Here is a 22,199-nt window from a genome sequence, read left to right as displayed (position 1 = left end):
AGGCTGGTACACATGAGCGACCTGTTGGAACGACTGCGCACCCGCGGCTGGCGGCTGACCGCCCAGCGCCGTGTCGTGGCCGAGGTCCTCGACGGCGACCATGTCCACCTGACCGCCGACGAGGTACACGCTCGCGCCAGTCAAAGGCTGCCCGAGATCTCCCGGGCCACCGTCTACAACACGCTGGGCGAAATGGTCAGTATCGGCGAGATCATCGAGGTCGCCACCGACGGCCGCGCCAAGCGGTACGACCCGAACGCCCACCACCCGCACCAGCACCTGGTCTGCTCCAGCTGCGGCACGATCCGCGATGTTCACCCGCACGGGGACCCGCTGGCCGCGCTGCCGAGCGGTGAGCGCTTCGGCTTCACCGTCTCCGAGGTCGAGGTCACCTACCGCGGCTTGTGCCCGGACTGCTCGTAACCGCCGCCGCGCCGGGGACGCGCTCGTGCAGCGCCGCGGCCTGCCGGCTGATCCGCTCGGCGAGCGCGCGGACCACCGGTTCGGTACGGGTCCGGCCGATCCAGAGCGTCTCGGCCGGCACGTCGTCGGGCACCCGGGTCAGTGCCTCGAACACCTCCCGCGCCACTCCCTGATCAGGGTCGGTGGCCAACGGACCCAGCAGGCCCACGAGTTCGTCCGGCTTGGCGAGCCTGCCCACCGCGCGTACGGCGGCCCGGCGGACGATCGCGTGCGGGTCGGTGAGCAGCCTGGCCAGCTGGGGCGCGTCGGCCGCGTCCCCGCACTCCCCCAGGCCCGCGGCGAGTCCGGCGAGTAACCGGGCGGGCGCGGGGGGACGGCCGGCCCGGCGCAACTGCCTGCGGTAGACCTCGGCCGGCGGTTCACCGCGCTGGTAGAGCTGCCAGCGGGCCTGCGCCCGCACCATCCTGGCCCGGTCGGCGAGCAGCGCGACCAGACGGGTGGCGGGGACGTCGGCGGGCAGCGCGGCCACCGCGAGTTCGCGCACCCCGGCGCCACGGGCCCGCAGCAGCCGGCCCGCCTGGCCGGGGTCGATCTCCAGCAGGCGCTGGGCGCAGAGCCGCCGGCACACCTGGTCATGGTCGTGGAGCGCCGCCCGCAGCAGGTCGCCTTTGACGTACTCCCCCAGGTCCAGGGCGAGTTCGACGCCGAAGCGGCGGGCGGTGGGGTCGGTGTCGACGGCGAGCGCGCGGACCGCGCGGCGGTGCTGGGGCTCGGCGAGTACGGCCCGGTAGGCGGCGAGCATCCCGCCGGAGCGGCTGCGGTCCGCCAGCCGGAGCAGGATCCGTACCGCGGGGCCGACGTCGTCCGGAGCGGTGCGCTGCAGCAGGGCGGCGGCGGCCCATTCGCGCACGGCGGGGACCCAGTCGGCGGTACGCAGCGCGAGCGCCGCCGCGGTGGTCGGTCCGCCGGAGCCGGCCAGCGCCTCGACCGCGGCCTGGCGGACCCGCCCGTCGGGGTCGAGGGAGGCGAGCAGCAGCCGTGGGCCACCGCGGTCGAGGGGGCCCGAGGTGGTCGGCCCCGGGCGGGCGTGCCGGTCGAGAAGGAGCAACAGGGCGGCAGGGGCGCGGTGCAGGGCGTCGAGCGCGGCGGACCTGTCCTGCGGTGTGCCGTTCTCCGCGACCCGGCGGAGCGCTCCGAGCAGGTGCTGGACGTCCTCGCGCCGCCCGCTGCCGGCCGCCCGGGCGCACCAGGCGTCCCAGCGGCCCGTGTCCATGGCCACCGTGGTGGACCGCCCCCGCCGTCTGCGCAGCAATCCCGCCTCCACGCCTCGCCGTTCGTACCGCACCAGGATCGCGCGGCGGCGGACGCGGACCAAGCCGGTCCGGCCGGACTTTGCCCGAATAAGACGAACGGAGCGAACGGCTCGCGCGACGACGACGCAGGGCCCGGAGGTCGAAACCTCCGGGCCCTGCGTCTTCTGTGGTAGCGGGGACAGGATTTGAACCTGCGACCTCTGGGTTATGAGCCCAGCGAGCTACCGAGCTGCTCCACCCCGCGTCGTTGTTCCTCAACCCTATCCCACCCCGGTTGCCCCACCAAATCCTTTCCCCACCGCCCCCGGTGGGGCGGGCGGAAGAGCGGGTCGACGCGGCGGACCGGGAGTGCGCCCGCCGGCGCGGGCCCCGCGGACCTCCCCGTTGCCCCCGGGGGGTCAGGCGGTGAGTTCGTGGGCCACGGCGTCGGTGAGGCGGGCGGCGCGTTCGGCCACTTCGGCGGGGCCGTAGGTGATGGCGCGGGCGCACCAGGACTGGGCTTCGGCGAGGGAGCCGTGGCGGGCCGAGAGCAGGGCCATGCGCAGCGCGGCGCGGCCGTGCCCCGCGTTGGCCGCGCGGGTCCACCACATGGCCGCCTCCGGCTCGCTGCCCTCGCGGGCCAGCAGCAGTCCGAGGTTGAACGCCCCGTTGCGGGAGCCGGCTTCGGCGGCCAGCCGGTACCAGCCCGCCGCGGCCACCACATCACCGCGCTTGGCCTCGCACATGCCGAGCCGTACCTGCGCCCGGCGGTGACCCTGCCGGGCCGCCCGCTCGTACCACTCCTCCGCCTCGACCGAGCCGGACCCGGCCACCTCGGCGCCGTCCTCGCGGTCCCTGCGGTCGAGCAGCGCGCCGAGCCGGAACGCGGCCTCCGGGCTGCCGCCCCCCGCCGCGCACCGCAAGTGCCGCTCGGCGCCGTGGTGGTCGCCCTCCTGCTGCAGCGCTATGGCCACCTGGAGCGCGGCCTCCGCGTGCCCGGACGCCGCCGCCCGCTCGTACCAGCGCCGCGCCGACACCTCGTCACCGCGGCCCGCGTGCAGGATGCCGAGGTTGAAGGCCGCGTCGATGCTGCCCGCCTCGGCCGCCTTGGAGAGCCACGGCTCCGCCCCGGCCGCGTCGCCGCGCTGCAGCAGCAGGACGGCCAGCGCGTTGGCCGCCTCGCGGTGCCCCGCGTACGCCGCCTTGCGGTACCACTGCTCGGCCTGGGTGCCGCGGCTCTGGCCGGCGCAGAGCAGCCCGAGGTTGTACGCGCCGTTGACGTCCCCGGCCTCCATGGCCGTGCGGTACCACCGCTCGGCGGTCTGCGTCTCGCCCTCCTGGGCGTGCAGCGCGCCGAGCGCGTTCGCCGCGTTGCCGTCGCCGGCCTGGGCGGCGCGCCGCCACCAGGTGGCGGCCTGGTCGATGTCACCGGCGTCGCGCAGCAGGAACGCCAGCGCGCAGGCGGCCCGTGCCTCGCCGTCCCTGGCCGCGGTGAGATACCAGTGCCCGGCCTCCTTGAGCTCGCCGCGCTCCTCCAGCAGCGTGCCGAGCCGGAGCGCGGCCCGGCGGTGGCGGCGGGCCGCGGCCTGCCGGTACCACTGCTCGGCCTCGCGGTCCTGCCCGCGCTCCGCGCAGATCCGGGCCAGCCGGTACGCCGCCTCGCGGTGGCCGTGCTCGGCCGCGGCACGGAACCACCGCTCGGCCCCGACGTCCCGCCGGTGGTCCAGGAGATCGGCCAGCGCGTACGCCCCGAGCGTGTGGCCGGACTCGGCGGCCTGCCGCAGCCAGTACTCGGCGCCGGGCTCGTCCCCGCGCTCGCGGTAGTGCCGGCCGAGCGCGTGCGCCGCCGAGGCGGAGCCGGCCACCGCCGCGATCCGCCACCAGCCGGCCGCTTCCTCGGCGTGACCCTGCTGGAACAGGAGCAGCCCGAGGTTGTTGGCGGCGGCGCGGTCGCCGTGCTGGACGGCGCCGCGCAGGAACGGCTCCGCGCCGTCCAGGTCACCGCGGCGCAGCAGCAGCGTGCCCAGGGCGCTCATCGCCCCGGGGTCGCCCTGCTCGGCCGCCCTGCGGTGCCGTGCCTCGATCTCGGCTTCCTCGCGCATCGCGAGGGTGTCCTCGTCGGGCAGTTCGGTCAGCAGCGCCGCCACGGCGAGCGGCCCCCCGGCCGCACCCGCCGCCGCGCCGGCGGTGCCGGCCACGGCGATCCCGTTCTCCTCGGTGCGCGGTGCGGGCAGCAGCGCCGCAACCGTCGCCTTCGCTTTCGCGACCTCGTCCGCAGGTGTGTTCACGGTGGTCCCCGAAGTGCCCGCGGGCACGGGCGAATCGCCCGTCGACCCACGCTGACCATGGCTCTGACGAGTATTCAGCAGCCTCGCACTCTCCCCCATAAGCCCCATCGTCGCACCACCCGCTACCGGCGTACACCTGGTATACCGCAACCCGCTCGGTCACTTCAGCGTTTTGTCGACTTCCCGACAAGGCGTCACATCAAACGTCTGACGTGCGATGTCCCCCATACAAGTGAAGAGGCTCGAAGTCTATTGACTTCGAGCCTCTTCTAGCAGTAGCGGGGACAGGATTTGAACCTGCGACCTCTGGGTTATGAGCCCAGCGAGCTACCGAGCTGCTCCACCCCGCGCCGTTGTGTCCTTACCGTACCACGGCGCGGATCTTGCCCGGTCCGCCGGCTGACCTGGCCGGCCAGGGGTCGGCCAGGTCAGCCGGGGGTCAGCCAGGGGGCAGCCGGGGGTCAGCCCGCCCCCTTCGCCGCCCGCTCCGCGTCCTGGGCGTCCTTCAGCGCCGCCGCCAGCCGCTTCTGCGCCTCGCCGTACTTGTCCCAGTCACCGGCCTTCAGTGCCGCCTGCCCGTCGTCGTACGCCTGCTGCGCCCGGGTGAGGGCGTCCTGGACCGCGCTGTCGTCCCCGCCCGGCGGCGGTGGCTTCGTCGCCGTGCTCCCGCTGTCCGCCGGCGGGGTGGCGGCGGCACCCGAGACGGTCGCCAGCGCCTTGTCCAGCGTCGAGTCCAGCGCCGTTTTTCCACCGAAACTGACGAACACGTCCTTCATCAACGGGTAGTCGGTGTCCGCGTGCGAGCCGCGGACGTACACCGGTTCGACGTACAGCAGTCCACCCTCCAGTGGGAAGGTCAGCAGGTTGCCGTACTCGACCGTGGAGTCCTTGCCGCGCAGCTGGGTGATCTCCCGGGCGAAGTTCGAGTTGAACTCGCTCTGCACCAGCTGCGGACCGTCGACCGGTGGATCGGTCGGCATCTCCAGTACCCGCATCGTGCCGTAGTCAGGACTGGTGGCGTCGGAGTCCACCGCGACGAACGCGGACAGGGTGCCGCGGCCGTTGGGCGTGAACGTCGAGGTCAGCGAGTACGCCTTGTCCTTCTGGTCGGGCATCTTCAGGCTCAGGTAGTACGGCGGCACCGCCTTGCCGGACTTCGACGCCGGGTCGTTGGGGACCTGCCACACCTGGCTGGCGCTGTAGAACTGGCCTGCCGTCGTGACGTGGTACTTCGTGAGCAGCTGCCGCTGCACCTTGAAGAGGTCCTGCGGGTAGCGCAGGTGGGGCAGCAGGTCCTGCGGGATCGACGCCTTGGGCCGCACGGTGCCGGGGAACGCCTTCATCCAGGTCTTGAGCACCGGGTCCTGGGTGTCCCACTGGTAGAGCGTCACCGTGCCGTCGTAGGCGTCCACCGTCGCCTTGACGGAGTTGCGGATGTAGTTGACCTTGTTCTGCCGGGTGACGACCGAGCGCTGGTCGTCGGTGAGCGCGTCCGCGGTGGTGTCACCGAGGGTGGTCCGGGAGGCGTACGGATAGCCGTTGGTGGTGGTGTACGCGTCCACGATCCACACCACGTGCTTGCCGACGACCGCCGGGTACGGATCACCGTCGATGGTCAGCCAGGGCGCGACCGCCGCCACCCGGTCCTTGGGGGTGCGGTTGTACAGGATCTTCGAGGTGCGGTCGATCGCCCCGGAGTAGAGGATCTGGGGCTCGCCGAAGGTCACCGCGTAGGCGGCCCGGGTGAACGGACTCGCCAGGCTGACGCCGTCCTTGCCGTGGTACGGGGTGCTCTGCTCACCGGACTTGTCGGCGAAGTCCAGTTCCTTGGTGGGGCCGCCGACGATCGAGTACTGCGTGGCCCGCTCGCCGAAGTAGATCCGTTGCTGGTAGTCGCCGAGGCTGCCGGTGGTCGGCAGGTCCTGCTCGGTGTAGACGGGCCCTCCGGCGGGGGTCTTCTCGCCGGGCCCGCCGCCGGTGACCTCGTCGCCTTTGGCCGCGACTATGCCGAAGCCGTGGGTGTACTTGAAGTGGTCGTTGATCCAGTTCTTCTCCGGGACCGCGTGCGGATTCAGCTCCCGCACCCCGACCACGGTGTCCTGCTCAGCACCGCCGGTGCCGTTGGTGCCGTACCTGTCGACGTCGAGCGTGGAGGGGAAGGAGTAGTAGTTGCTCGACTGCTGCGACTGCTGGAAGGTCGGCGCGACGACGTCGGGGTCGAGCAGGCGGATCGAGGCGGATGTCGCGGTGTCGGTGAGCAGCTCCGACCCGGACGGCCCGGACGTCCCTCCGGTGGCGTGGTAGTCCGACACCTTGGCGTCGGCGATGCCGTACGCGGCCCGGGTCGCGTCGATGTTCTTCTGGATGTACGGCGCTTCCTTGCCGGCCTCGTTCGGCTGCACCTGGAACTTCTGCACGATCGCCGGGTACAGGCCGCCGATCAGGATCGCCGAGAGCACCATCAGGCCGAGACCGATCATCGGCAGCGACCAGGTGCGGCGCCACAAGGTGGCGAAGAAGAGCAGCGCGCAGATCACCGCGATGCAGAAGAGGATCGTTTTGGCAGGCAGGTACGCGTTCGCGTCGACGTAGCGCAGTCCGGTCCAGTTGTCGGTGGTCTTCAGGTCGCCGGACTTCACCGCGAGTCCGTAGCGGTCGAGCCAGTAGGCGACCGCCTTGAGCGAGACGAACAGGCCGAGCAGCACCGACAGATGCCCGGTGGCCGCCGCGGTGGCCCGGCCGCCGGGCGAGGTGATCCGCAGGCCCCCGTAGAGGTAGTGCACCAGCGCCGCGGCGGCCAGCGAGAGCACCACGGCGGCGAAGCCGAAGCTCAGCAGGAAGCGGTACCACGGCAGGTCGAAGGCGTAGAAGGAGACGTCCTTGTGGAACTGCGGGTCCTTGGTGTGGAAGGAGGTGGCGTTGGTGGTGAGCAGCCACAGCCGCCAGTGGCCGGAGGCCGATCCGCCGGCGATGAGCCCGACCACCGCGCAGATCCCCACCAGTGCCCAGGTCCTGTACGGCGCGACGCCCGACCGGTAGCGGTCGAGGTTCTGCTGCTCCGCCGACATCGCGCTCAGCGGCGGCCGCAGCCGGTACGCCAGGTAGATGTTGGCGCCCACCGCGCCGGCCATCAGCAGGCCGAAGACGCAGAAGAGCCCGATCCTCGTCCAGAGCGTGGTGGTGAAGACCGAGGAGTAGTGCACCGACCGGTACCAGAGCATGTCCGTCCAGAAGCCCGCGAAGATCACGAACGCGATCATCAGCACGGCGAGCACACCGATGGTGATGAGCAGCGTCCGGGTGCCGCGGGAGGGCCGGGTCATGGCGGCCCGCCGGCCCGGCGCCCCTCCGCCGCGGTCGGGCGTCTGGAATACCAAGGTGCCCACCTCGAAATGTCGGTCGTGCGGGGCATCCCGGGTCGGACGCCCACACGTGCAACTTACCTACGCTTTGGCCGGTTCCCGATTCCGGCCGGGAAGCAGGCAGGATAGTGACCATGCCCAACAACGCCGCCGATGGCGCCCCCCTTGCCGCGAACCCGCTGACCCGGGCCGTACTGGAGATCGACGAGTACGCCTCGGGGCTCGGCTGGGACCAGCCCGCCCGGCTCTTCGCTCTCGTCGACACCGGCCAACTGCGTACCCAGGAGCCCGCGCTGGCCGAGCAGTTGGGGATCGCCGACGACGCCGCGGCCGGGCTGACCCCGGTCGAGCAGGACGAACTGCCGCCCGGGCAGCCGCTGGACGAGTTCCTGGCCACCATCGCGTGGCCCGAGGTGATCGCCGGCTGCGCGCTGACCGTGGAGCGGCTGATGCTCCCGCCGTCGGCCGAGGCGTCGCTGCCCGAAGGGCTGGACGACGAGGCGCTGGGCGCCTGGGTGGCGGAGCACCCGGAGCGGCAGGAGGTGCGGATGACGGTCGCGGTGCTGCGGGACGGCGCCCGCGAGTCGGCGCTGCGGCTGCGGAGCAAGGACTCGGCGACGGACGTCCTGACCGGCGGGGCACTCGTACCGGGGCTCGCCGAGGCGCTGGCGGCGACCTTCGAGGAGGGCTGAGCGGGGCCGTTGCGGCCGCCCGGGGTCCTCGGGGCGCCGGGCGCCGCTCAGCTCTTGCAGCTGGGCAGGTCCTTGTTGTCGCCGGCCTTGATGTCCTTCAGGGCCGCCATCGCGTCGTCCAGCGTCCTGACCTTGACCAGGGTGAGGCCGCCGGGGACGTCCTTGGCGGCTTCCTCGCAGTTGTCGGCCGGGGTGAGGAAGTACTTCGCGCCCTTGTCGCGTGCCCCGATCGTCTTGAGGCTGATGCCGCCGATCGGTCCGACGTTGCCCTTGTCGTCTATGGTGCCCGTGCCGGCCACGAAATTGCCGCCGGTGAGGTTGCCCGGGGTGAGCTTGTCCACGATGCCGAGGGCGAACATCATGCCCGCGCTGGGACCGCCGACGTCGGCGAGCTTGATGTCGATGGTGAACGGGAAGAGGTGCTCGATGCCGGCCTCGATGCCGACCACCGCGCGGCTGGGCCCGGTGTCGGTGGACTTCCGCGTGGTGATCGTCACGTTCTGGGTCTTCGCCGCCTTGTTCTTCACATCGGCCGCGCGGATCACGGTGAAGGTCACCGGCTCGCCGGGCTTGTGCTTGGTGACGAAGGTGGCCACCTGGTCCTCGGCGGTGACCGCGGAGCCGTCGACCGCCTTGATGACGTCGCCGGCGTGCAGCACGCCCTCGGCGGCGCCGCCCTTGACCACGGCGGCCACGATCACCCGGGACGGCACCTTGATCTTCAGCTCCTCCAGGGCGGCGACCTTGGCGCTGTCCTGGGACTGGCTGAACTCCTCGGCGTTCTCCTGATCGGCCTGCTCGGCGGTCTGCCCCGACGGGTAGAGGGTGTCGTGCTCGACCACCTTGTCGTCGTGCCGCAGCCAGCCGAGCACCCCCTCGACCAGGTTCATGTGGTAGTCGGCACCGGTGACGCGGACGGTGGTCATGTTGAGGTGGCCGGTGGCCGGGTACGTGGCGTGGCCCTTGATCGAGATCACGGTGTCGCCGCCGTAGTTGCCAAGGGTGTTCACGGTCGGCCCGGGGGACATCTCGGAGTACGGCGTCGGTGCGAGCAGTGCCACGCACAAGAGCACTATGAGGATCAGGGTGGAGGCGATCAGCGTCGCGGTGCGGCGTGGCATGGGACGACCCTACGGGACCGGACCGGCGACCGGCCCCCGGGGGGATTCCTCGTCGTCCCTGCGCCGGGCGGGCCGCTCCGGGCGCTGCTCCGCCTCCCGGTCCGGCTGCCGGCCGGCTGCCGGGCCGGCGATCTGTTCCACCTGTTCGATCCGTTCGGCGGCCGGCCCCCCGCCCGCGGCAGGGGGCTCCATGGCGGCGCGGAAGCGCTCGTAGCCCGCGAGGGAATCACCGTCGCCGGTGACACGGCGCCTGGCTGCCCAGTGTCCCCAGATGGCGGCGAGGACCGCGGCGGCCAGCGGGATGAGCAACCAGACGAGTGCTCCCACAGAGATACTCCCGACCCCGTATGCACCACATCAGAGCAAGCGGACGAACCAGACCTATGGGCAGATTAACCACCCGGTGGGTCCACGTTCTGCCGAGGCGCAGGGATACGCAACCGGAAGTCCCACTAACGGACGGTGACCGACCTGCGGAAAGGCGCGTCACCGGGAGATGCCGGCCGGGCGGGGACCGCCCCCGTACGGGACGGCTCAGGGGGCCCTACGGCGGCCAGGTGCCCAGGCTCGATCAGGCTTCCGGGTGCCCGGAGCGGATCAGGCGCCCACCCACTCCTCGGCGCCGTCCGTGAACGTCTGGTGCTTCCAGATCGGCACCTCACTCTTGAGGTCGTCGATCAGCCGGCGGCTCGCCGCGAACGCCTCGCCCCGGTGCGGGCAGGACACCGCCACGACCACCGCGATGTCGCCCACCCGCAGGTCGCCGACCCGGTGCACGGCGGCCAGCGCGCGTACCGGGAAGTCCGCGGCGACCTTCTCTGCGACCCGGCGCAGCTCCGCCTCCGCGGTGGGGTGGGCGGAGTAGGCCAGAGCGGTGACGGCCGCGTCCTGGCGCCCGTCGTGGTCGCGTACCGTCCCTACGAAGAGCGTGGTGCCGCCTGCCGCGTCGTCGCCGACCGCGGCGAAGACCTCGTCCACCGACAGCGGGGTGTCCCGGATCGCCAGCAGCCGGATCGGGTCGTCCTGGCCGCCGTGTCCATCGCCTCCGCCGTGTCCGCCGTGTCCGCCGGTGCCGTGGTCGCCGGTCTCGTGCGTCGCTGCCATGCCGCCCATGCTGCCTCATCGGCTCGCGATACGGAAAGGCCCTTCCGCCCGTCGCGCGGCCGGTGCGTGCCCGCCGCGTGCCCCCTACAGACCCCGGCGTTTGCGGGCCCTGCGGACCGCCGCCGCGGCGCCGACGATCGCCACCGTGGCACCGGCCGCGCCCAGGGCCGTGGCGTCCTTGCGGCCGAGCCGGCGGCCGGCCACCGAATTGCGGCCCTCGACCTCGGCGAGCAGTTCTGCCAGCACTTCCTCGTTGGTCCAGTGGGGCCGCCAGCCCGCTTCGTGCAGCCTGCTGCCGCTCACCACCCAGGGGTGCATGGTGTAGGCGAGATCGCCGGGCGGCGACGGCGTCAGGCCGAGGCGGTGCAGGCGGGACGCGGCGCCGAAGGCGATGGCGGCCGGGAGTTCCATCCGCCGGATCCCGGTCAGCTCCTCCACCTCCTCCTGCTCCAGCCACCCGTCGCAGCCCACCGCCATCTCGCCCTCGACCTTCTCCAGCGCCGCGTACTCCAGCGCCGAGACCAGGTCGTCGACATGGCAGAACTGCCAGCAGGGCCGGCTGCCGGCCACCACCAGCAGCCGCGGCGACTCGAAGTAACGGGTCAGCGCGGTGTCGGTGCCGCCGACCAGGACCGCAGGCCGCAGCGTCGTCACATGGAGACCGGGGTGCGCACGGGGCGCGCGGCGGCCGAGCCGTTCGATCTCCAGCAGGTCGTCGACGAAGCCGGCCTCCGAGGTGGCCCGCAGCGGGGCGTCCTCGGCGAGCGGCACATCATTGTCCGCCTGGGCGCCGTAGACCATCGCCGAGGTGCAGAGCACCACCCGGTGCACGCCCGCCGCGGCGGCCGCGGTCAGTACCGTCTGGGTGCCGCGGACGTTGAAGGCGCTGCGTGCCTTGGGGTCGGATTCCAGGTCGAGGTCGAGCGCGAGGTGGACCACGACGTTCACGCCGCGCAGCTTGTCGGCGATGGCCGGGTCGCGGACGTCGAGCACCCGCCAGCTCGCCCCGGGCACGTCACCGCGCCGCTCGTCGATCGCCACGACCTTTCTGACCTGGTCGGACGCGACGAGCCGCTGGGCCAGCGCGAGGCCGACGCCGGAGGCCGCACCGGTGATCGCGACCACCGGTCCTGCGGCCGCCCGGCCCGTGCTGCGCTCTGGGCGAACGTGTCCTTCTGGGGAACTCACCGGGTGTCTCCCACGGTTGTCTCAGATACGTATCCAGCCATCCTGACGGACAGGTGTCTAGGCTGGAGGTACAGCCCATCACACAGTGCCCACCACACACTGCCCATCACGACACAGAGCCGAGGAATCCCGTGAGTGACATCCCATTCGGATTCGGCGTCCCTCCCGAGGAGCCCGAGGACGGGGACGAGGGCAAGGCGCGCAAGGGTGACGGCGGCCAGGGTGCCCCGGGTCCCTTCGGCTTCGGCGACTCCCCCTTCGGCGGCCCCGGCGGCGGGGACAATCCCTTCGCGTCCATGTTCGGCTCCCTGAATCCCAACGATCTCGGTGCCGCCTTCCAGCAGCTCGGCCAGATGCTCTCGTACGAGGGCGGGCCGGTGAACTGGGACATGGCCAAGGACATCGCCCGGCAGACCGTCGCCCAGGGCACCCCGGACGGGGTCAAGGACAGCAGCGTGGGCCGCGCGGACCGGTCGTGGGTCGAGGAGGCGGTGCGGCTGGCCGACCTGTGGCTGGACGGGGCGACCTCCTTGCCGTCGGGCGCCAACACCGCGGTGGCCTGGAGCCGCGCGGAGTGGGTCGAGGCCACCTTGCCGGTGTGGAAGGAACTGGTCGACCCGGTCGCGGAGCGGGTGGCCGGCGCCATGGGTGACGTCCTGCCGGAGGAGATGCAGGCCATGACCGGCCCGCTGCTCGGCATGATGCGCTCCATGGGCGGCGCGATGTTCGGCTCCCAGATCGGCCAGGCGCTCGGCACCCTGGCCGGCGAAGTGGTCGGCTCCACCGATGTGGGGCTGCCGCTCGGCCCGGCAGGCAAGGCCGCGCTGCTGCCGGCGAACGTGGCGGCCTTCGGCTCGGGACTCGGCATCCCGCAGGAGGAGGTGCGGCTGTATCTGGCGCTGCGGGAAGCCGCCCACCAGCGGCTCTTCGCGCATGTGCCGTGGCTGCGGGCACATCTGTTCGGCGCCGTCGAGGGGTACGCGCGGGGGATCAAGGTGGACACCGCGCGCCTTGAGGAGGCGGTGGGCCAGCTCGACCCGTCGCAGCCCGAGGCGTTGCAGGAGGCGCTGCAGCAGGGCATGTTCCAGCCCGAGGACACCCCGGCGCAGAAGGCCGCGCTGGCCCGGCTGGAGACGGCACTCGCGCTGGTCGAGGGCTGGGTCGACGCGGTGGTGCACGAGGCCGCCGCGCCGCACCTGCCGTCGGCGGGCGCGCTGCGCGAGACGCTGCGCCGCCGCCGGGCAACCGGAGGTCCGGCCGAGCAGACCTTCGCCACCCTGATCGGCCTGGAGCTGCGCCCGCGCCGGCTGCGGGACGCCTCCCGGCTGTGGGCGTCGCTCACCGACGCACGCGGCCTCGAAGGGCGTGACGGGCTCTGGGCGCACCCGGACATGCTGCCGACCGCCTCCGACCTGGACGACCCGGACGGCTTCGTGCACCGCGAGTCCTTCGACTTCTCCGAGCTCGACAAGATGCTGGGCGAGGCGGCGGGCGGCACGGCGGGGGACGCGGCGGAGGACACCGCGGGCGACACCACCGGGGACGCGGAGCGCGGGCGCAAGGGCGGTGCCGCGGCTCCCGAGGACACCTCCGACGGCCCGTCCGACGGCGCCCCCGGCACTCCCTCCGACTCTCCCGACTCCCCCGACCAGGACGGCGACGCCGGCAAGTGAGCGACCTGTACGCGGACGCGGTGCGCGTCCTGGAAGGCTGGCATGCGCCCGACGAGGGCCAGGAGAAGCTGCGCCGCGAGTATCTGGCCCACCTGGCCGCCCACCCCGACGGCCTGTGGAAACCGTGCAAGGACGGCCACATCACCGGCAGCGTCCTGGTGGTGGACCCGGCACGGGAGCGCGTACTGCTGACACTTCACGCCAAGCTGCGGATGTGGCTGCAGATGGGCGGGCACTGCGAGACCGGGGACACCGCGCTCTCCGGCGCCGCCCTGCGCGAGGGCGCCGAGGAGTCCGGCATCACCGGCCTGGAACTGCTGGTGCCGGAACCCGTACAGCTCGACCGGCATCTGACGCCGTGCGCCTGGCACCTGGACGTGCAGTACGCGGCGGTGGCGCCGCAGGGCGCGGTGGAGTCGATCAGCGACGAGTCGCTCGACCTGCGCTGGTTCTCCTACCAGGAGGTCGGCGAGGTCGCGGACGGTTCGGTACGGGGGCTGCTGGAGCGCACCCGGGCGCTGCTGCACGCCTGAGCGCTTGAGGACGCGGGCGGCGCCGCGAAGGCGGCGCGCGCCGAAAACGCCCCGGCGCGGCTTCGCCGGGGCGCTGTGGCCGGCCGTCCGCCGAGAGTCAGCGGTTGGACCAGATGTTGCCCGGGTTCTGGCCGTGGGAGCCCTGCGGACCCATGCCGTACTGCGCGCGCAGGCCGCCCAGCGACACGTTCTGCGGCGGCATCAGCTCGCTGGGCTGCACCAGGACGTAACCCTGGCCGACGAAGTTCAGCTCCCAGCCCTCACCGGTGTTGCCGCGGCGGCGGAAGACGGAGGAGGAGCTGGTCTGCGCCTGCATCTGGACCCGCAGGCTGCTCGACCAGGCGACGACCGCGTCCGCGTCACAGGAGACGTACTTGTCCGGGGTCACCGGCAGCATCAGCGGCTTGCCGGAGGTCATCAGCGCGACCTTGCCGCCGCCGGAGATGTTGAGGTTGTACTGACCGGTGCCGGAGAGGCCGAACTGGCTGTCCACCGCGATGACGTCCCAGTGCAGCCCGGAGTCGAGCGCGAGGACGTAGGCGCTGTCCACGGTCAGTCCGTCGTGGTCGACGTCCAGGATGTGGATCTGCTGGGCGAGGTTGGCGAGGTAGACGGTGCCCTGCCCGGAGCAGCGCATCAGGTCCAGGCCCTCACCGGTGGCCCGGCGGGCGCGGCGCAGATGCTGCGGCTGGTACTCGCCGTCGAACTCGATCATGCCCTGGTAGGCGACCATCGAGCCCTTGCGGGCCAGGCAGTCGGTGTTGCCGTCGATACGGACCCGGAGCAGATACGAGTTCTGCAGGCTGTAGTGGTCCTCGTTCTGGACCTCGGTGTAGGCGAAAAGCGGGCTCTGCATGATGTGTCGCTCCCCCTCAGCCCCGGAACCGGAGCCGGTCAGTGCTGTCCTCGCTGGGCTGGACGACCACGAAGCCCTGTCCCGAGAAGGCGATCTGGAATGCCTCGCCGCTGCCGCGCCCGATCAGCGACCCGGCCTTGATGCTCCGCTTGGCCTTCATCTTCAGCCCCGACGACCAGGCGACCAGGGCGTCGGGGTCGACATAGGTCTCGTCGGCGCCGGAGCCGCAGTCGACCACGATCGGGGTGCCGCGGGAGGTGATGGCGACCCAGCCGGCGCCGCTCACCCCGACGTTGAACAGCCCCTGTCCGGCGAACTTCGCCAGGCCCTTGACCCGCTCGACGCCCCAGGTCAGATGGGCGTCGAAGGCGAGGAGATTGGTGCCGTTGACCGACACCGACTCGTTGTTGAGGTTGAGGCAGACCACATCCGCGCCGTAGTCGGCGAGGTAGAGCAGACCGTCGCCGCTGCACTTCATCAGCGGGGTGCTCTCACCGGTGAGCCAGGAGGACGCCATCTGCCGTACCGCGGGCGGGTTCGGCTCGTACTGCACGAAGCCCTCGTAGGCGACCATCGAGCCGCTGCGGGCGAAGAGGTCGTGGCCGGTCTGCATGGCCACCTTGAGCATGGAGGAGCCGTGGTTCTCCATCCGGGCGGCGACGGGCGTCGGTGCGTAGCCCGCGATCATCTGCTGGTCCATGGCGGGTCACACCTCGTAGGGCTGGACGACGATGAAGTTGCCGGGGGCGCCGCGGAACTGCAGGTTCACGGTCTCGCCGCTGTGCCCGGGGTACGCGGTCCGGCGCAGCCGCACCTGGCTGGAGACGATCACCTGCGCGGCCGACGACCAGGCCACGATGGCGTTGCTGTCGGCGTAGGTGGTGGGGGTGACCGGGAGCACCACGGGGGTGCCGTGGGTCTTGACGATGACCGTGCCGGTGCCCTGGAACTGCATGGTGAACAGGGCGCCGCCGGGGATGCCGTGGCCCTCGATCCGGCGCACCTCGTGCTGGAGGCTCTCGTCGAAGGCGAGCACATTCTCGGCGGAGACGCAGATGGCGTCGCCCTGCAGCTCCAGGGGGTGCAGATAGGCGGCGTTGTCGGCGAAGAAGACCTGGCCGGGGCCGGTGCAGCGCATCAGCTGCATCTCCTGGCCGGTCATGTTGCCGACGACGCGGCCCTTGAAACCGGCGCCCTTGTAGCTGAAGTCGACCTTGCCCTGGTAGAGGATCATCGCGCCCTGGCGGGCGAGGACCGGCTGACCGCCGGCCTGGCTGAGGTCGGCGCGCATCATCTTCGGGTTCTGCTGGGTCCACCGCTGGCCGGTGGGCAGTTCCTTGTACTTCTGCATGGCCACGGCCAGGCCGGCGCCCTGGGTGGGCAGGGCGGCCGGCTGCGCGTGACCGGGTGCGGGGGCACCCCCCGGCGGCTGGCCGAAGCCCTGCTGCGGCTGGAACGGGTTGCTCATGGCCGGTGGCGGTCCGGGGGGCCCGGGCGGTCCCGGCTGGCCAGGGAACGGCGGCGGAGCCTGGCCGGCGCCTGGGGGCGCGGCAGGCGGCGGGACCTGGCCGAACGGCGGGGCGCCCATCGGGGCGACCATCGTCGGGGCGTGGTGGATGTTGGGGCCCGCGCCACCGCCGAACGCGGGAGCCGGGGCCGGCGGCGGCGTCGGGGCGCCGAAGGAGGGGGCGGGCTGCGGGGCGGCCGGGCCGCCGGGCGGGGGTGCGAAACCGGGCGCCGGCTGCGGGGCCGCGGGGCCGCCGGGCGGGGGCGCGAAGCCGGGGGCGCCCTGCTGCTGCGGGGCCGCGGGCTCCTCCTCCGCGACCTCGCCGCCGAAGTTCTGCAGCAGCGCGGCGAGTCCGCCGTCGAAGCCCTGGCCGACGGCGGCGAACCGCCACACGTCCTTGAGGTAGATGTCGGCCAGCATCACCGCGCGCTCGGTGGTGAACTCGGCGCCGCTGAAGGCGTACCGGGCGACCTCCTGGCCGCCCGCGACGATCCGCAGGTAGCCGGGCCCGATCTGCGACATCTGGCCGGCGCCGTCGATGGTCGCGGTGAAGGAGAGCTTCTGCACCGCCGCCGGAATGCGGTCGAGGGTGACCCGGAAGGACTCGGTGTCACCGGACTGCGGCCCGAGCAGCTGAATGGACTCCTCGGGCGACTTCGGCTGGTTGAAGAAGATGAAGTACCGGTCGTCGGAGAGCTTTTCCTGGGCGTCGAGCCCGAAGCAGCTGATGTCGAAGCCGAGGCCGGGGCCGGTGATCTGCACACCGACATAAAGATCCGTGCCTGCTGTGAGATCGCTGATCTTGGCCTTGTGGCCACGCTGGAATTCCCTGGCCATGGTGCGACCGTCCCCCATCCCCTCAACGCCGTGCTGCGTGTGCTGTATCGCTGGTCCCAGCCGCCGCGGCTGCCGTGCTGCGGCTGTGCGTTGCGCCAGGCTAACCGCTCGGACCGGCAGCGGCTATCGCCTCCGGCTATTCGCCGCGCCCCTTGTCCGCGTTCCGCTGCGGGTTGGACGTACGGGACGGAAGGGACGGCCGGAAGCCCTCCGGATGCGCCGGCCGCACCGGGTCCTGGTCCGTGGTGGGCAGCCGGTCGACGGCGTCGACACCCTCCAGATAGCCGCGGGCCCGCTCGGTGCGCGGATAGCTCTCCAGCAGCTTCCAGAACCGGGGGCCGTGTCCGGGCACGAGCAGGTGCGCCAGTTCGTGCAGGAGGACGTAGTCGATGACGTACTCAGGCATGCCGCGCAGCCGGTGCGAGAGGCGGATACTGCCCTCCGCGGGGGTGCAGGAGCCCCAGCGGGAGTTCTGGTTGGTGACCCAGCGGACGGTGTCCGGCACGGCCCGGCCGTTCAGATGCTGCTCGGACAGCCGCTCGGCCCGGGCGGCCAGCTCGTCGTCGCCGGGCATCCGGCGGCTCTCCTGAGCGGCCAGTTTCTCCAGCATCACCGCCACCCAGCGCTTCTCCTCGGCCGCGGACATCCGGGCCGGGATCAGGACGACGGTGCGGTCACCGTCGCGGTACGCGGAGACCGTGCGGCTGCGACGGGCGCTGCGGCGCACCTCCACCGCTCCGGCCCCGCTCGTCCGGAGGCCGCGGGTGGACTGGCTGGCGAGGTCGAGGTCGAGGTCGGAGGCTGGATCGGCGGACACGCTTCGACGTTACCTGTTGCCCCGGCGGGAAGTCCCGTCTCCCGGCCGGTCGATCCGGGAATCCCCTCGGTTCGTACGCATATTGAACGACTATTCCTCACAGCCTGTGGATAACTTCTCAGCCGAGCGTGCGCGGGACGGCATTCTGAACTCAGCCGCTCACGGAGCGTGAGTGGCGATTGTGCGGGCTGTGGCTTCCGCCGGTGTCCGTCGCGATCGGCGGCGGGCCTCGGTCGGCCAGGGGATTTCACTGCCCGGCATTTCACCGGAACGGAACGGAGGACGGTCATGCGTCCCATGCTGAAAAGCGCACTGCGGCGTTGCTGGCGCGACCGGGAAAGCGTCCAGTTCGGAATGGACCCGGCCCACGCGGTGGTGCTCGAACCGGTCGACGGGGCCGCGGCCGGCTTCCTGGACCTGCTCGACGGCACCCGCAGCGCCCCCACCCTCACCCGCGACGCCCGCGCCCTCGGGCTCGGCCCGGACCGGGTGCGGCGGCTGCTGGGACTGCTCGCGGAGGGCGGGGTGCTGGACGACGCGGCCAGCCACGCCGGCCTCGCCGCGGCCATACGGCACCGCACCCCGGCGCTCGACCGGCTCCGCCCGGACCTCGCCGCCCTCTCCGTCGTCCACCCCGGCCCCGGCGGCGCGGCCGCCCGGATACGGCACCGCAGGGCCTCCCGGGTGCGCGTGCACGGCGCGGGACGGGTCGGGTCCGCGCTCGCCGCCGTCCTGTCGGCGGCCGGCGTGGGCACTGTCGACCTGCTCGACACCGGGCGCGTCGAGCCCTGGGACACCACCCCCTGCGGCATCCCGGCCGACCACATCGGCGACCGCCGGGACGCCGCGGGCCGGGGCACGGTGCGGCGCGCGGCCCCGGAGCCCAGGGCGTCCGGGACCATCGGACCCGCCCGGGCCGGCGGAGCAGCCGGACCGGCCGGATCAGCCGGACCCATCGGGGCGAGCGTCACCGTCCTGGCGCCGCGGGACGGCATCAACGCCTATGCCCCCGAGGTGGCCGAGGCCCGGCACCTGGTGGCGGCGGGGGTGCCGCACCTCTATGCCGGGGTGCTGGAGGGGACGGGAGTGGTCGGCCCGCTGGTGCTGCCGGGCCGCACCGGGTGCGGGGAGTGCCTGGGGCTGCGGCTGGCGGCGCAGGACCCGGCGTGGCCGCGGATGCTGGCGCAGCTCAGATCCGGGCGGCAGCCGGGGGTGCCGGCCTGCGACATCGCCCTGGCCACCACGGTCGCCGGGCTCGCGGCCGGCCATGTCCTGGCGCAGCTGGACGGGCGGGTCCCGCCGAGCGCCGGGGCACGGGTGGAGCTCTCCCTCGGCCGGCTCTCGTCCCGGCTGCGGGCGCTTCCGCCGGACGTGCGCTGCGGGTGCGGAGCCGCGGAGGGGCACAATGGCCATGTGACCGATGGGAAATGAGGGGGCGCATGTCTGATCTTCCGCGCAAGGCGGTGACCCGCACCGCGAAGCTGGCGGCGCTCCCCCTGGGGTTCGCCGGGCGGGCCACTCTGGGGCTCGGCAAACGCCTGGGCGGGAGGCCCGCGGACGAGGTCGCCACCGAGTTGCAGGAGCGCACCGCGGATCAGCTCTTCAAGGTGCTGGGAGAGCTGAAGGGCGGGGCCATGAAGTTCGGGCAGGCCCTGTCGGTCTTCGAGGCCGCCCTCCCGGAGGATGTGGCGAGTCCGTACCGGGCGGCGCTCACCAAGTTGCAGGAGGCGGCGCCGCCGCTGCCGGCCCGCTCGGTGCACCGGGTGCTGGCGGAGCGGCTGGGCAAGGACTGGCGTTCGCTCTTCACCGAGTTCGAGGACGCCCCGGCCGCCGCCGCCTCGATCGGGCAGGTGCACCGGGCGGTGTGGAAGGACGGCCGCCAGGTGGCGGTGAAGGTCCAGTACCCGGGGGCCGGGGAAGCGCTGCTGTCGGATCTGGCGCAGCTGGGCCGGGTGGCGCGTCTCTTCGGCCCGCTGATCCCGGGCATGGATGTGAAGCCGCTGCTGGCGGAGTTGCGCCGGCGGGTGGCGGAGGAGCTGGACTACGCCCTGGAGGCGGAGTCCCAGCACGTCCACGCCGAGGAGTTCACCGGGGACCCCGACATCGAGGTGCCGGACGTGGTGCACCAGGCCGATCAGGTGCTGGTCACCGAGTGGATGGACGGGATCCCGCTCTCCGAGGTGATCTCCGGCGGCAGCCAGGAGATGCGGGACCGGGCCGGGCAGTTGCTGGCATACTTCCTCTTCGCGGGGCCCGCCCGCACCGGGCTGCTGCACGCGGATCCGCACCCGGGCAACTTCCGGCTGCTGACCGACGACGGCCCGGCGTCGGGGTGGCGGCTGGGGGTGCTGGACTTCGGCACGGTGGACCGGCTGCCGGAGGGCCTGCCGCTGCCGATCGGCACGGCGCTGCGGCTGGCGCTGGCGGGGGACGCCGAGGAGGTGTACGCGATGCTCCGCGAGGAGGGCTTCGTCAAGCCGACGATCAATCTGGACGCCGACGCGGTGCTGGACTATCTGCAGCCGATCATCGAACCGGCCGGCCGGGCCGACTTCACCTTCGAGCGGGCCTGGATGCGGGCGCAGGCGGCACGGATCGCCGATCCGCGGTCGCCGGCACACCAGTTGGGCAAGCAGTTGAACCTGCCGCCGTCGTATCTGCTGATCCACCGCGTGACGCTGAGCACCATCGGGGTGCTCTGTCAGCTGGGCGCGACGGTGCGGCTGCGGGAGGAACTGCTCGAATGGCTGCCCGGTTTCGCGGCGGGGGACGCCGAGGAGTCGGCCTGAGCGGCCGGCGGCGGGGCGGTCGTTACCACCAGCGGGGTGATCGCTACCACCAGGCGGAGTCGAGCCGTCCTTCGATGCTGCGCAGGTGTCTGCGGGCGCAGTCGTCGCAGAAGTAGACGCGGATGCCGTTCTCGACGGAGCAGGTCCAGGTCAGCGGCAGGCCGTCGGCGGATTCGCCGCAGCGGGCGCAGGTCGTGGTGGTCTGCGTGGTCGTGGTCTGAGAGGTCTGCTGATCCACTGGGCGACGATACCTCCGGCGACGCGCGGTTCGCCGCCACAACGCAGCGCGGGGCCGGTCGGTTTCGACCGGCCCCGCGCGATAGTACGAGGTCAGCGGCGCGGTAGACCCTCCGGAGGTGACCGGGGCCGGCTTACTGCGTCCTGATGACCGTGGCCACGGATCGCGCCGCGCCACGGCCCTTGCCGGATCGCTCCGGATGCCTGCGGATTACTGCATGACCGCCATGGCCAGTGCGCGGCGGGCGCGCAGCGAGGCGCGTTCGGCGCGCCGCTGGAGCCGGCGGGCGTTGCGCAGGTGGATGGACCTGCGTTCGTGTTCGGCCTCTTGCAAGCGCTGTTGCATGTGGGCCCTCGCCAGAGCTTCTGGCATGAGTTGCATTTCGAGGTTCCTGTTCTGGTGCGGTGCGAGGGTGTCGATCGAGCGGGCGGAGGGTTCGCCGAGGCTGGGGGTCATGGGGGCCTGATTCTTCGGGGTCTTCGGGTGACGGTTCTTCGGATCGTGTGTCAGCGGCCGGTCGATGGTGCCGGGCGCCCTGGTCTTCCTCGCGTTCATGCCGCGACAGCGTTCTTGCGCGGGCGGCCACGCGGCCGCTTGCGGGGCACGACAACGCCCTGGATGAACAGCTCGCCGCCCCAGACACCCCAGGGCTCGCGGCGGTCCTTGGCGCCGGCGAGACAGGCCTCGCGGACCGGACAGGTCTGGCAGAGGGACTTGGCGTACTCGACATCGGCCGGGGACTCCGCGAAGAAGACCTCGGGGTCGTAGGTCCGGCAGGGGACGGGCACTCCGAGACGCTCGATCTCGTCGTCGAGCTCGGTGAGGGGCAGCAAGGTGGGCTCCGTGGAAGGCGCGGGAGGGTGGTCGAGGTTGCCCGGGTCGGGCTTGGGTCCGGACGTTTCGTGCTCGGTGGTCTGCACGGTTGGCTCGTTCCTCGTCTGTCGGTCCGGCTGGTGGCCGGTTGTCGGTCTGGCTGTACTGACTTCGCTGATGGCGCCGCCTGTCGGGTGCGACAGGCATGCGGTCGGGGAAAACAGAAGGGCCGCGGATCCCGGTCTGGGATTCCGCGGCCCTGAGGTGCCGACCTGATGCGCTATCAGGCTGGATCACTCCAGGGTTCGAGCCCGCGGAAGGCCCACTTGCCGTGCTGCTGCGTCTTCTTCTGCTGTCCGTTGAACGCGTATTCCTTGAACGCCCGTCCGTTGAGCGCCGCACCATTGGCGGCGTTCGCACCCTTGGCGCCACCAGCGCCGGCGCCGTTGGTGGGAGCCGCAGAGGCATAGGCCTGCGCCTGTGCCACTGCCGCCGCTACCGCGGGCGCCTGGGTCGGTCGCTCGCTCCGCTCACGCACCGGCATGACCGGCAGGAGCAGGGAGACGGCGGACAGACCGGTGGCGGGCATCGAAATGCCGAGCGGGCAGGTGGCGACGACCGAACGATCGGTCATTTTGGTGGTGGTCAGGCTGATCATTGGGCTCG

General features: G+C 72.3%; 21 protein-coding genes and 2 tRNA genes. 6 read left to right on the top strand and 17 right to left on the bottom strand.

Features of this window, described 5'->3' with window-relative positions; all coding sequences use genetic code 11:
- Positions 1 to 12: 12 nt before the first annotated feature.
- A complete protein-coding gene (locus OG552_RS24175) occupies positions 13 to 423 on the top strand; it encodes a Fur family transcriptional regulator (protein WP_329136258.1) in 411 nt (136 codons plus the stop codon).
- Here the strand turns inward: OG552_RS24175 and OG552_RS24170 are convergent.
- The 5 genes from OG552_RS24170 to OG552_RS24150 form a co-directional block, all read right to left on the bottom strand.
- A complete protein-coding gene (locus OG552_RS24170) occupies positions 389 to 1,696 on the bottom strand; it encodes a HEAT repeat domain-containing protein (RefSeq protein WP_329136256.1) in 1,308 nt (435 codons plus the stop codon). The genes OG552_RS24175 and OG552_RS24170 overlap by 35 nt on opposite strands.
- A gap of 207 nt (positions 1,697 to 1,903) precedes the next feature.
- Positions 1,904 to 1,980, bottom strand: a tRNA-Met gene (locus OG552_RS24165).
- A gap of 154 nt (positions 1,981 to 2,134) precedes the next feature.
- Positions 2,135 to 3,817: a tetratricopeptide repeat protein gene (locus OG552_RS24160; protein WP_329141065.1), complete on the bottom strand. Its 1,683-nt coding sequence runs from the start codon at positions 3,815 to 3,817 to the stop codon at positions 2,135 to 2,137.
- A gap of 462 nt (positions 3,818 to 4,279) precedes the next feature.
- Positions 4,280 to 4,353 (bottom strand) — tRNA-Met (locus tag OG552_RS24155).
- 111 nt (positions 4,354 to 4,464) lie between these two features.
- Positions 4,465 to 7,389 carry a UPF0182 family membrane protein gene (locus OG552_RS24150; RefSeq protein WP_329136254.1) on the bottom strand — a complete coding sequence of 975 codons (2,925 nt, stop codon included), beginning with the start codon at positions 7,387 to 7,389 and terminating at the stop codon, positions 4,465 to 4,467.
- Positions 7,390 to 7,499: 110 nt separating this feature from the next.
- Here OG552_RS24150 and OG552_RS24145 point away from each other — a divergent pair, with 110 nt between their 5' ends.
- Positions 7,500 to 8,057, top strand: coding sequence for a PPA1309 family protein (locus OG552_RS24145; protein ID WP_329136252.1), 558 nt, complete (start codon positions 7,500 to 7,502; stop codon positions 8,055 to 8,057).
- Between the two features lie 47 nt (positions 8,058 to 8,104).
- Here the strand turns inward: OG552_RS24145 and OG552_RS24140 are convergent, their stop codons facing one another.
- From OG552_RS24140 to OG552_RS24125, 4 genes are all read right to left on the bottom strand, one after another.
- Positions 8,105 to 9,178, bottom strand: coding sequence for a YlbL family protein (locus tag OG552_RS24140; protein WP_329136250.1), 1,074 nt, complete (start codon positions 9,176 to 9,178; stop codon positions 8,105 to 8,107).
- 9 nt (positions 9,179 to 9,187) lie between these two features.
- Positions 9,188 to 9,505 carry a hypothetical protein gene (locus OG552_RS24135; protein ID WP_329141395.1) on the bottom strand — a complete coding sequence of 106 codons (318 nt, stop codon included), beginning with the start codon at positions 9,503 to 9,505 and terminating at the stop codon, positions 9,188 to 9,190.
- Positions 9,506 to 9,775: 270 nt separating this feature from the next.
- Complete coding sequence (locus OG552_RS24130) at positions 9,776 to 10,282, bottom strand: molybdenum cofactor biosynthesis protein MoaE (protein WP_329136248.1); 507 nt, start codon at positions 10,280 to 10,282, stop codon at positions 9,776 to 9,778.
- Positions 10,283 to 10,366: 84 nt separating this feature from the next.
- Positions 10,367 to 11,470 carry an SDR family oxidoreductase gene (locus OG552_RS24125; protein WP_329136246.1) on the bottom strand — a complete coding sequence of 368 codons (1,104 nt, stop codon included), beginning with the start codon at positions 11,468 to 11,470 and terminating at the stop codon, positions 10,367 to 10,369.
- A gap of 131 nt (positions 11,471 to 11,601) precedes the next feature.
- Between OG552_RS24125 and OG552_RS24120 the strand changes: the two genes are divergently transcribed.
- Both OG552_RS24120 and OG552_RS24115 read left to right on the top strand, forming a co-directional pair.
- Positions 11,602 to 13,143, top strand: a complete 1,542-nt coding sequence (locus OG552_RS24120) for a zinc-dependent metalloprotease (protein ID WP_329136244.1) — start codon at positions 11,602 to 11,604, stop codon at positions 13,141 to 13,143.
- A complete protein-coding gene (locus OG552_RS24115) occupies positions 13,140 to 13,676 on the top strand; it encodes an NUDIX hydrolase (protein ID WP_329136242.1) in 537 nt (178 codons plus the stop codon). Before OG552_RS24120 ends, OG552_RS24115 begins: the two co-directional genes overlap by 4 nt.
- 97 nt (positions 13,677 to 13,773) lie before the next feature.
- On the opposite strand, the gene OG552_RS24110 is transcribed toward OG552_RS24115, so the two are convergent.
- From OG552_RS24110 to OG552_RS24095, 4 genes are all read right to left on the bottom strand, one after another.
- A complete protein-coding gene (locus OG552_RS24110; RefSeq protein WP_329136240.1) occupies positions 13,774 to 14,532 on the bottom strand; it encodes an AIM24 family protein in 759 nt (252 codons plus the stop codon).
- Between the two features lie 16 nt (positions 14,533 to 14,548).
- Positions 14,549 to 15,232 carry an AIM24 family protein gene (locus tag OG552_RS24105; RefSeq protein WP_329136237.1) on the bottom strand — a complete coding sequence of 228 codons (684 nt, stop codon included), beginning with the start codon at positions 15,230 to 15,232 and terminating at the stop codon, positions 14,549 to 14,551.
- A gap of 6 nt (positions 15,233 to 15,238) precedes the next feature.
- Entirely contained in the window at positions 15,239 to 16,876 is a 1,638-nt protein-coding gene (locus tag OG552_RS24100) for a TerD family protein (RefSeq protein WP_329136235.1), read from the bottom strand.
- Positions 16,877 to 17,012: 136 nt separating this feature from the next.
- Positions 17,013 to 17,609 carry a M48 metallopeptidase family protein gene (locus OG552_RS24095; RefSeq protein ID WP_329141063.1) on the bottom strand — a complete coding sequence of 199 codons (597 nt, stop codon included), beginning with the start codon at positions 17,607 to 17,609 and terminating at the stop codon, positions 17,013 to 17,015.
- 381 nt (positions 17,610 to 17,990) lie between these two features.
- Here OG552_RS24095 and OG552_RS24090 point away from each other — a divergent pair, with 381 nt between their 5' ends.
- Together OG552_RS24090 and OG552_RS24085 are read left to right on the top strand one after the other, a co-directional pair.
- Entirely contained in the window at positions 17,991 to 19,124 is a 1,134-nt protein-coding gene (locus OG552_RS24090) for a TOMM precursor leader peptide-binding protein (protein ID WP_329136233.1), read from the top strand.
- Between the two features lie 8 nt (positions 19,125 to 19,132).
- Positions 19,133 to 20,482 (top strand): ABC1 kinase family protein, encoded by a 1,350-nt coding sequence (locus tag OG552_RS24085; protein ID WP_329136231.1) that lies wholly within the window; start codon positions 19,133 to 19,135, stop codon positions 20,480 to 20,482.
- Positions 20,483 to 20,525: 43 nt separating this feature from the next.
- Here the strand turns inward: OG552_RS24085 and OG552_RS24080 are convergent, their stop codons facing one another.
- The 4 genes from OG552_RS24080 to OG552_RS24065 all read right to left on the bottom strand — a co-directional run bounded on the left by OG552_RS24080 (position 20,526) and on the right by OG552_RS24065 (position 22,191).
- Entirely contained in the window at positions 20,526 to 20,720 is a 195-nt protein-coding gene (locus tag OG552_RS24080) for a hypothetical protein (RefSeq protein WP_329136228.1), read from the bottom strand.
- A gap of 210 nt (positions 20,721 to 20,930) precedes the next feature.
- Positions 20,931 to 21,275 (bottom strand): hypothetical protein, encoded by a 345-nt coding sequence (locus tag OG552_RS24075; RefSeq protein ID WP_329136226.1) that lies wholly within the window; start codon positions 21,273 to 21,275, stop codon positions 20,931 to 20,933.
- Complete coding sequence (locus OG552_RS24070) at positions 21,272 to 21,640, bottom strand: WhiB family transcriptional regulator (protein WP_329136224.1); 369 nt, start codon at positions 21,638 to 21,640, stop codon at positions 21,272 to 21,274. The genes OG552_RS24075 and OG552_RS24070 overlap by 4 nt, the downstream gene beginning before the upstream one ends.
- Positions 21,641 to 21,816: 176 nt before the next feature.
- Positions 21,817 to 22,191 (bottom strand): hypothetical protein, encoded by a 375-nt coding sequence (locus OG552_RS24065; RefSeq protein WP_329136222.1) that lies wholly within the window; start codon positions 22,189 to 22,191, stop codon positions 21,817 to 21,819.
- Positions 22,192 to 22,199: the final 8 nt, after the last annotated feature.

It is taken from the genome of Streptomyces sp. NBC_01476, assembly GCF_036227265.1.
Lineage (GTDB): Bacteria > Actinomycetota > Actinomycetes > Streptomycetales > Streptomycetaceae > Actinacidiphila.
The sequence above is the reverse complement of the archived record's forward strand: the minus strand, read 5'-3'. Positions and strand labels throughout refer to the sequence as shown.

Coding starts and splice junctions, on each gene's coding strand:
- OG552_RS24140 (WP_329136250.1), bottom strand. CDS start 9,178: ATGCCACGCCGCACCGCGACGCTGATCGCCTCCACCCTGATCCTCATA.
- OG552_RS24110 (WP_329136240.1), bottom strand. CDS start 14,532: ATGCAGAGCCCGCTTTTCGCCTACACCGAGGTCCAGAACGAGGACCAC.
- OG552_RS24090 (WP_329136233.1), top strand. CDS start 17,991: ATGCTGAAAAGCGCACTGCGGCGTTGCTGGCGCGACCGGGAAAGCGTC.
- OG552_RS24100 (WP_329136235.1), bottom strand. CDS start 16,876: ATGGCCAGGGAATTCCAGCGTGGCCACAAGGCCAAGATCAGCGATCTC.
- OG552_RS24130 (WP_329136248.1), bottom strand. CDS start 10,282: ATGGCAGCGACGCACGAGACCGGCGACCACGGCACCGGCGGACACGGC.
- OG552_RS24085 (WP_329136231.1), top strand. CDS start 19,133: ATGTCTGATCTTCCGCGCAAGGCGGTGACCCGCACCGCGAAGCTGGCG.
- OG552_RS24075 (WP_329136226.1), bottom strand. CDS start 21,275: ATGAACGCGAGGAAGACCAGGGCGCCCGGCACCATCGACCGGCCGCTG.
- OG552_RS24160 (WP_329141065.1), bottom strand. CDS start 3,817: ATGCGCGAGGAAGCCGAGATCGAGGCACGGCACCGCAGGGCGGCCGAG.
- OG552_RS24105 (WP_329136237.1), bottom strand. CDS start 15,232: ATGGACCAGCAGATGATCGCGGGCTACGCACCGACGCCCGTCGCCGCC.
- OG552_RS24170 (WP_329136256.1), bottom strand. CDS start 1,696: ATGGACACGGGCCGCTGGGACGCCTGGTGCGCCCGGGCGGCCGGCAGC.
- OG552_RS24175 (WP_329136258.1), top strand. CDS start 13: ATGAGCGACCTGTTGGAACGACTGCGCACCCGCGGCTGGCGGCTGACC.
- OG552_RS24065 (WP_329136222.1), bottom strand. CDS start 22,191: ATGATCAGCCTGACCACCACCAAAATGACCGATCGTTCGGTCGTCGCC.
- OG552_RS24145 (WP_329136252.1), top strand. CDS start 7,500: ATGCCCAACAACGCCGCCGATGGCGCCCCCCTTGCCGCGAACCCGCTG.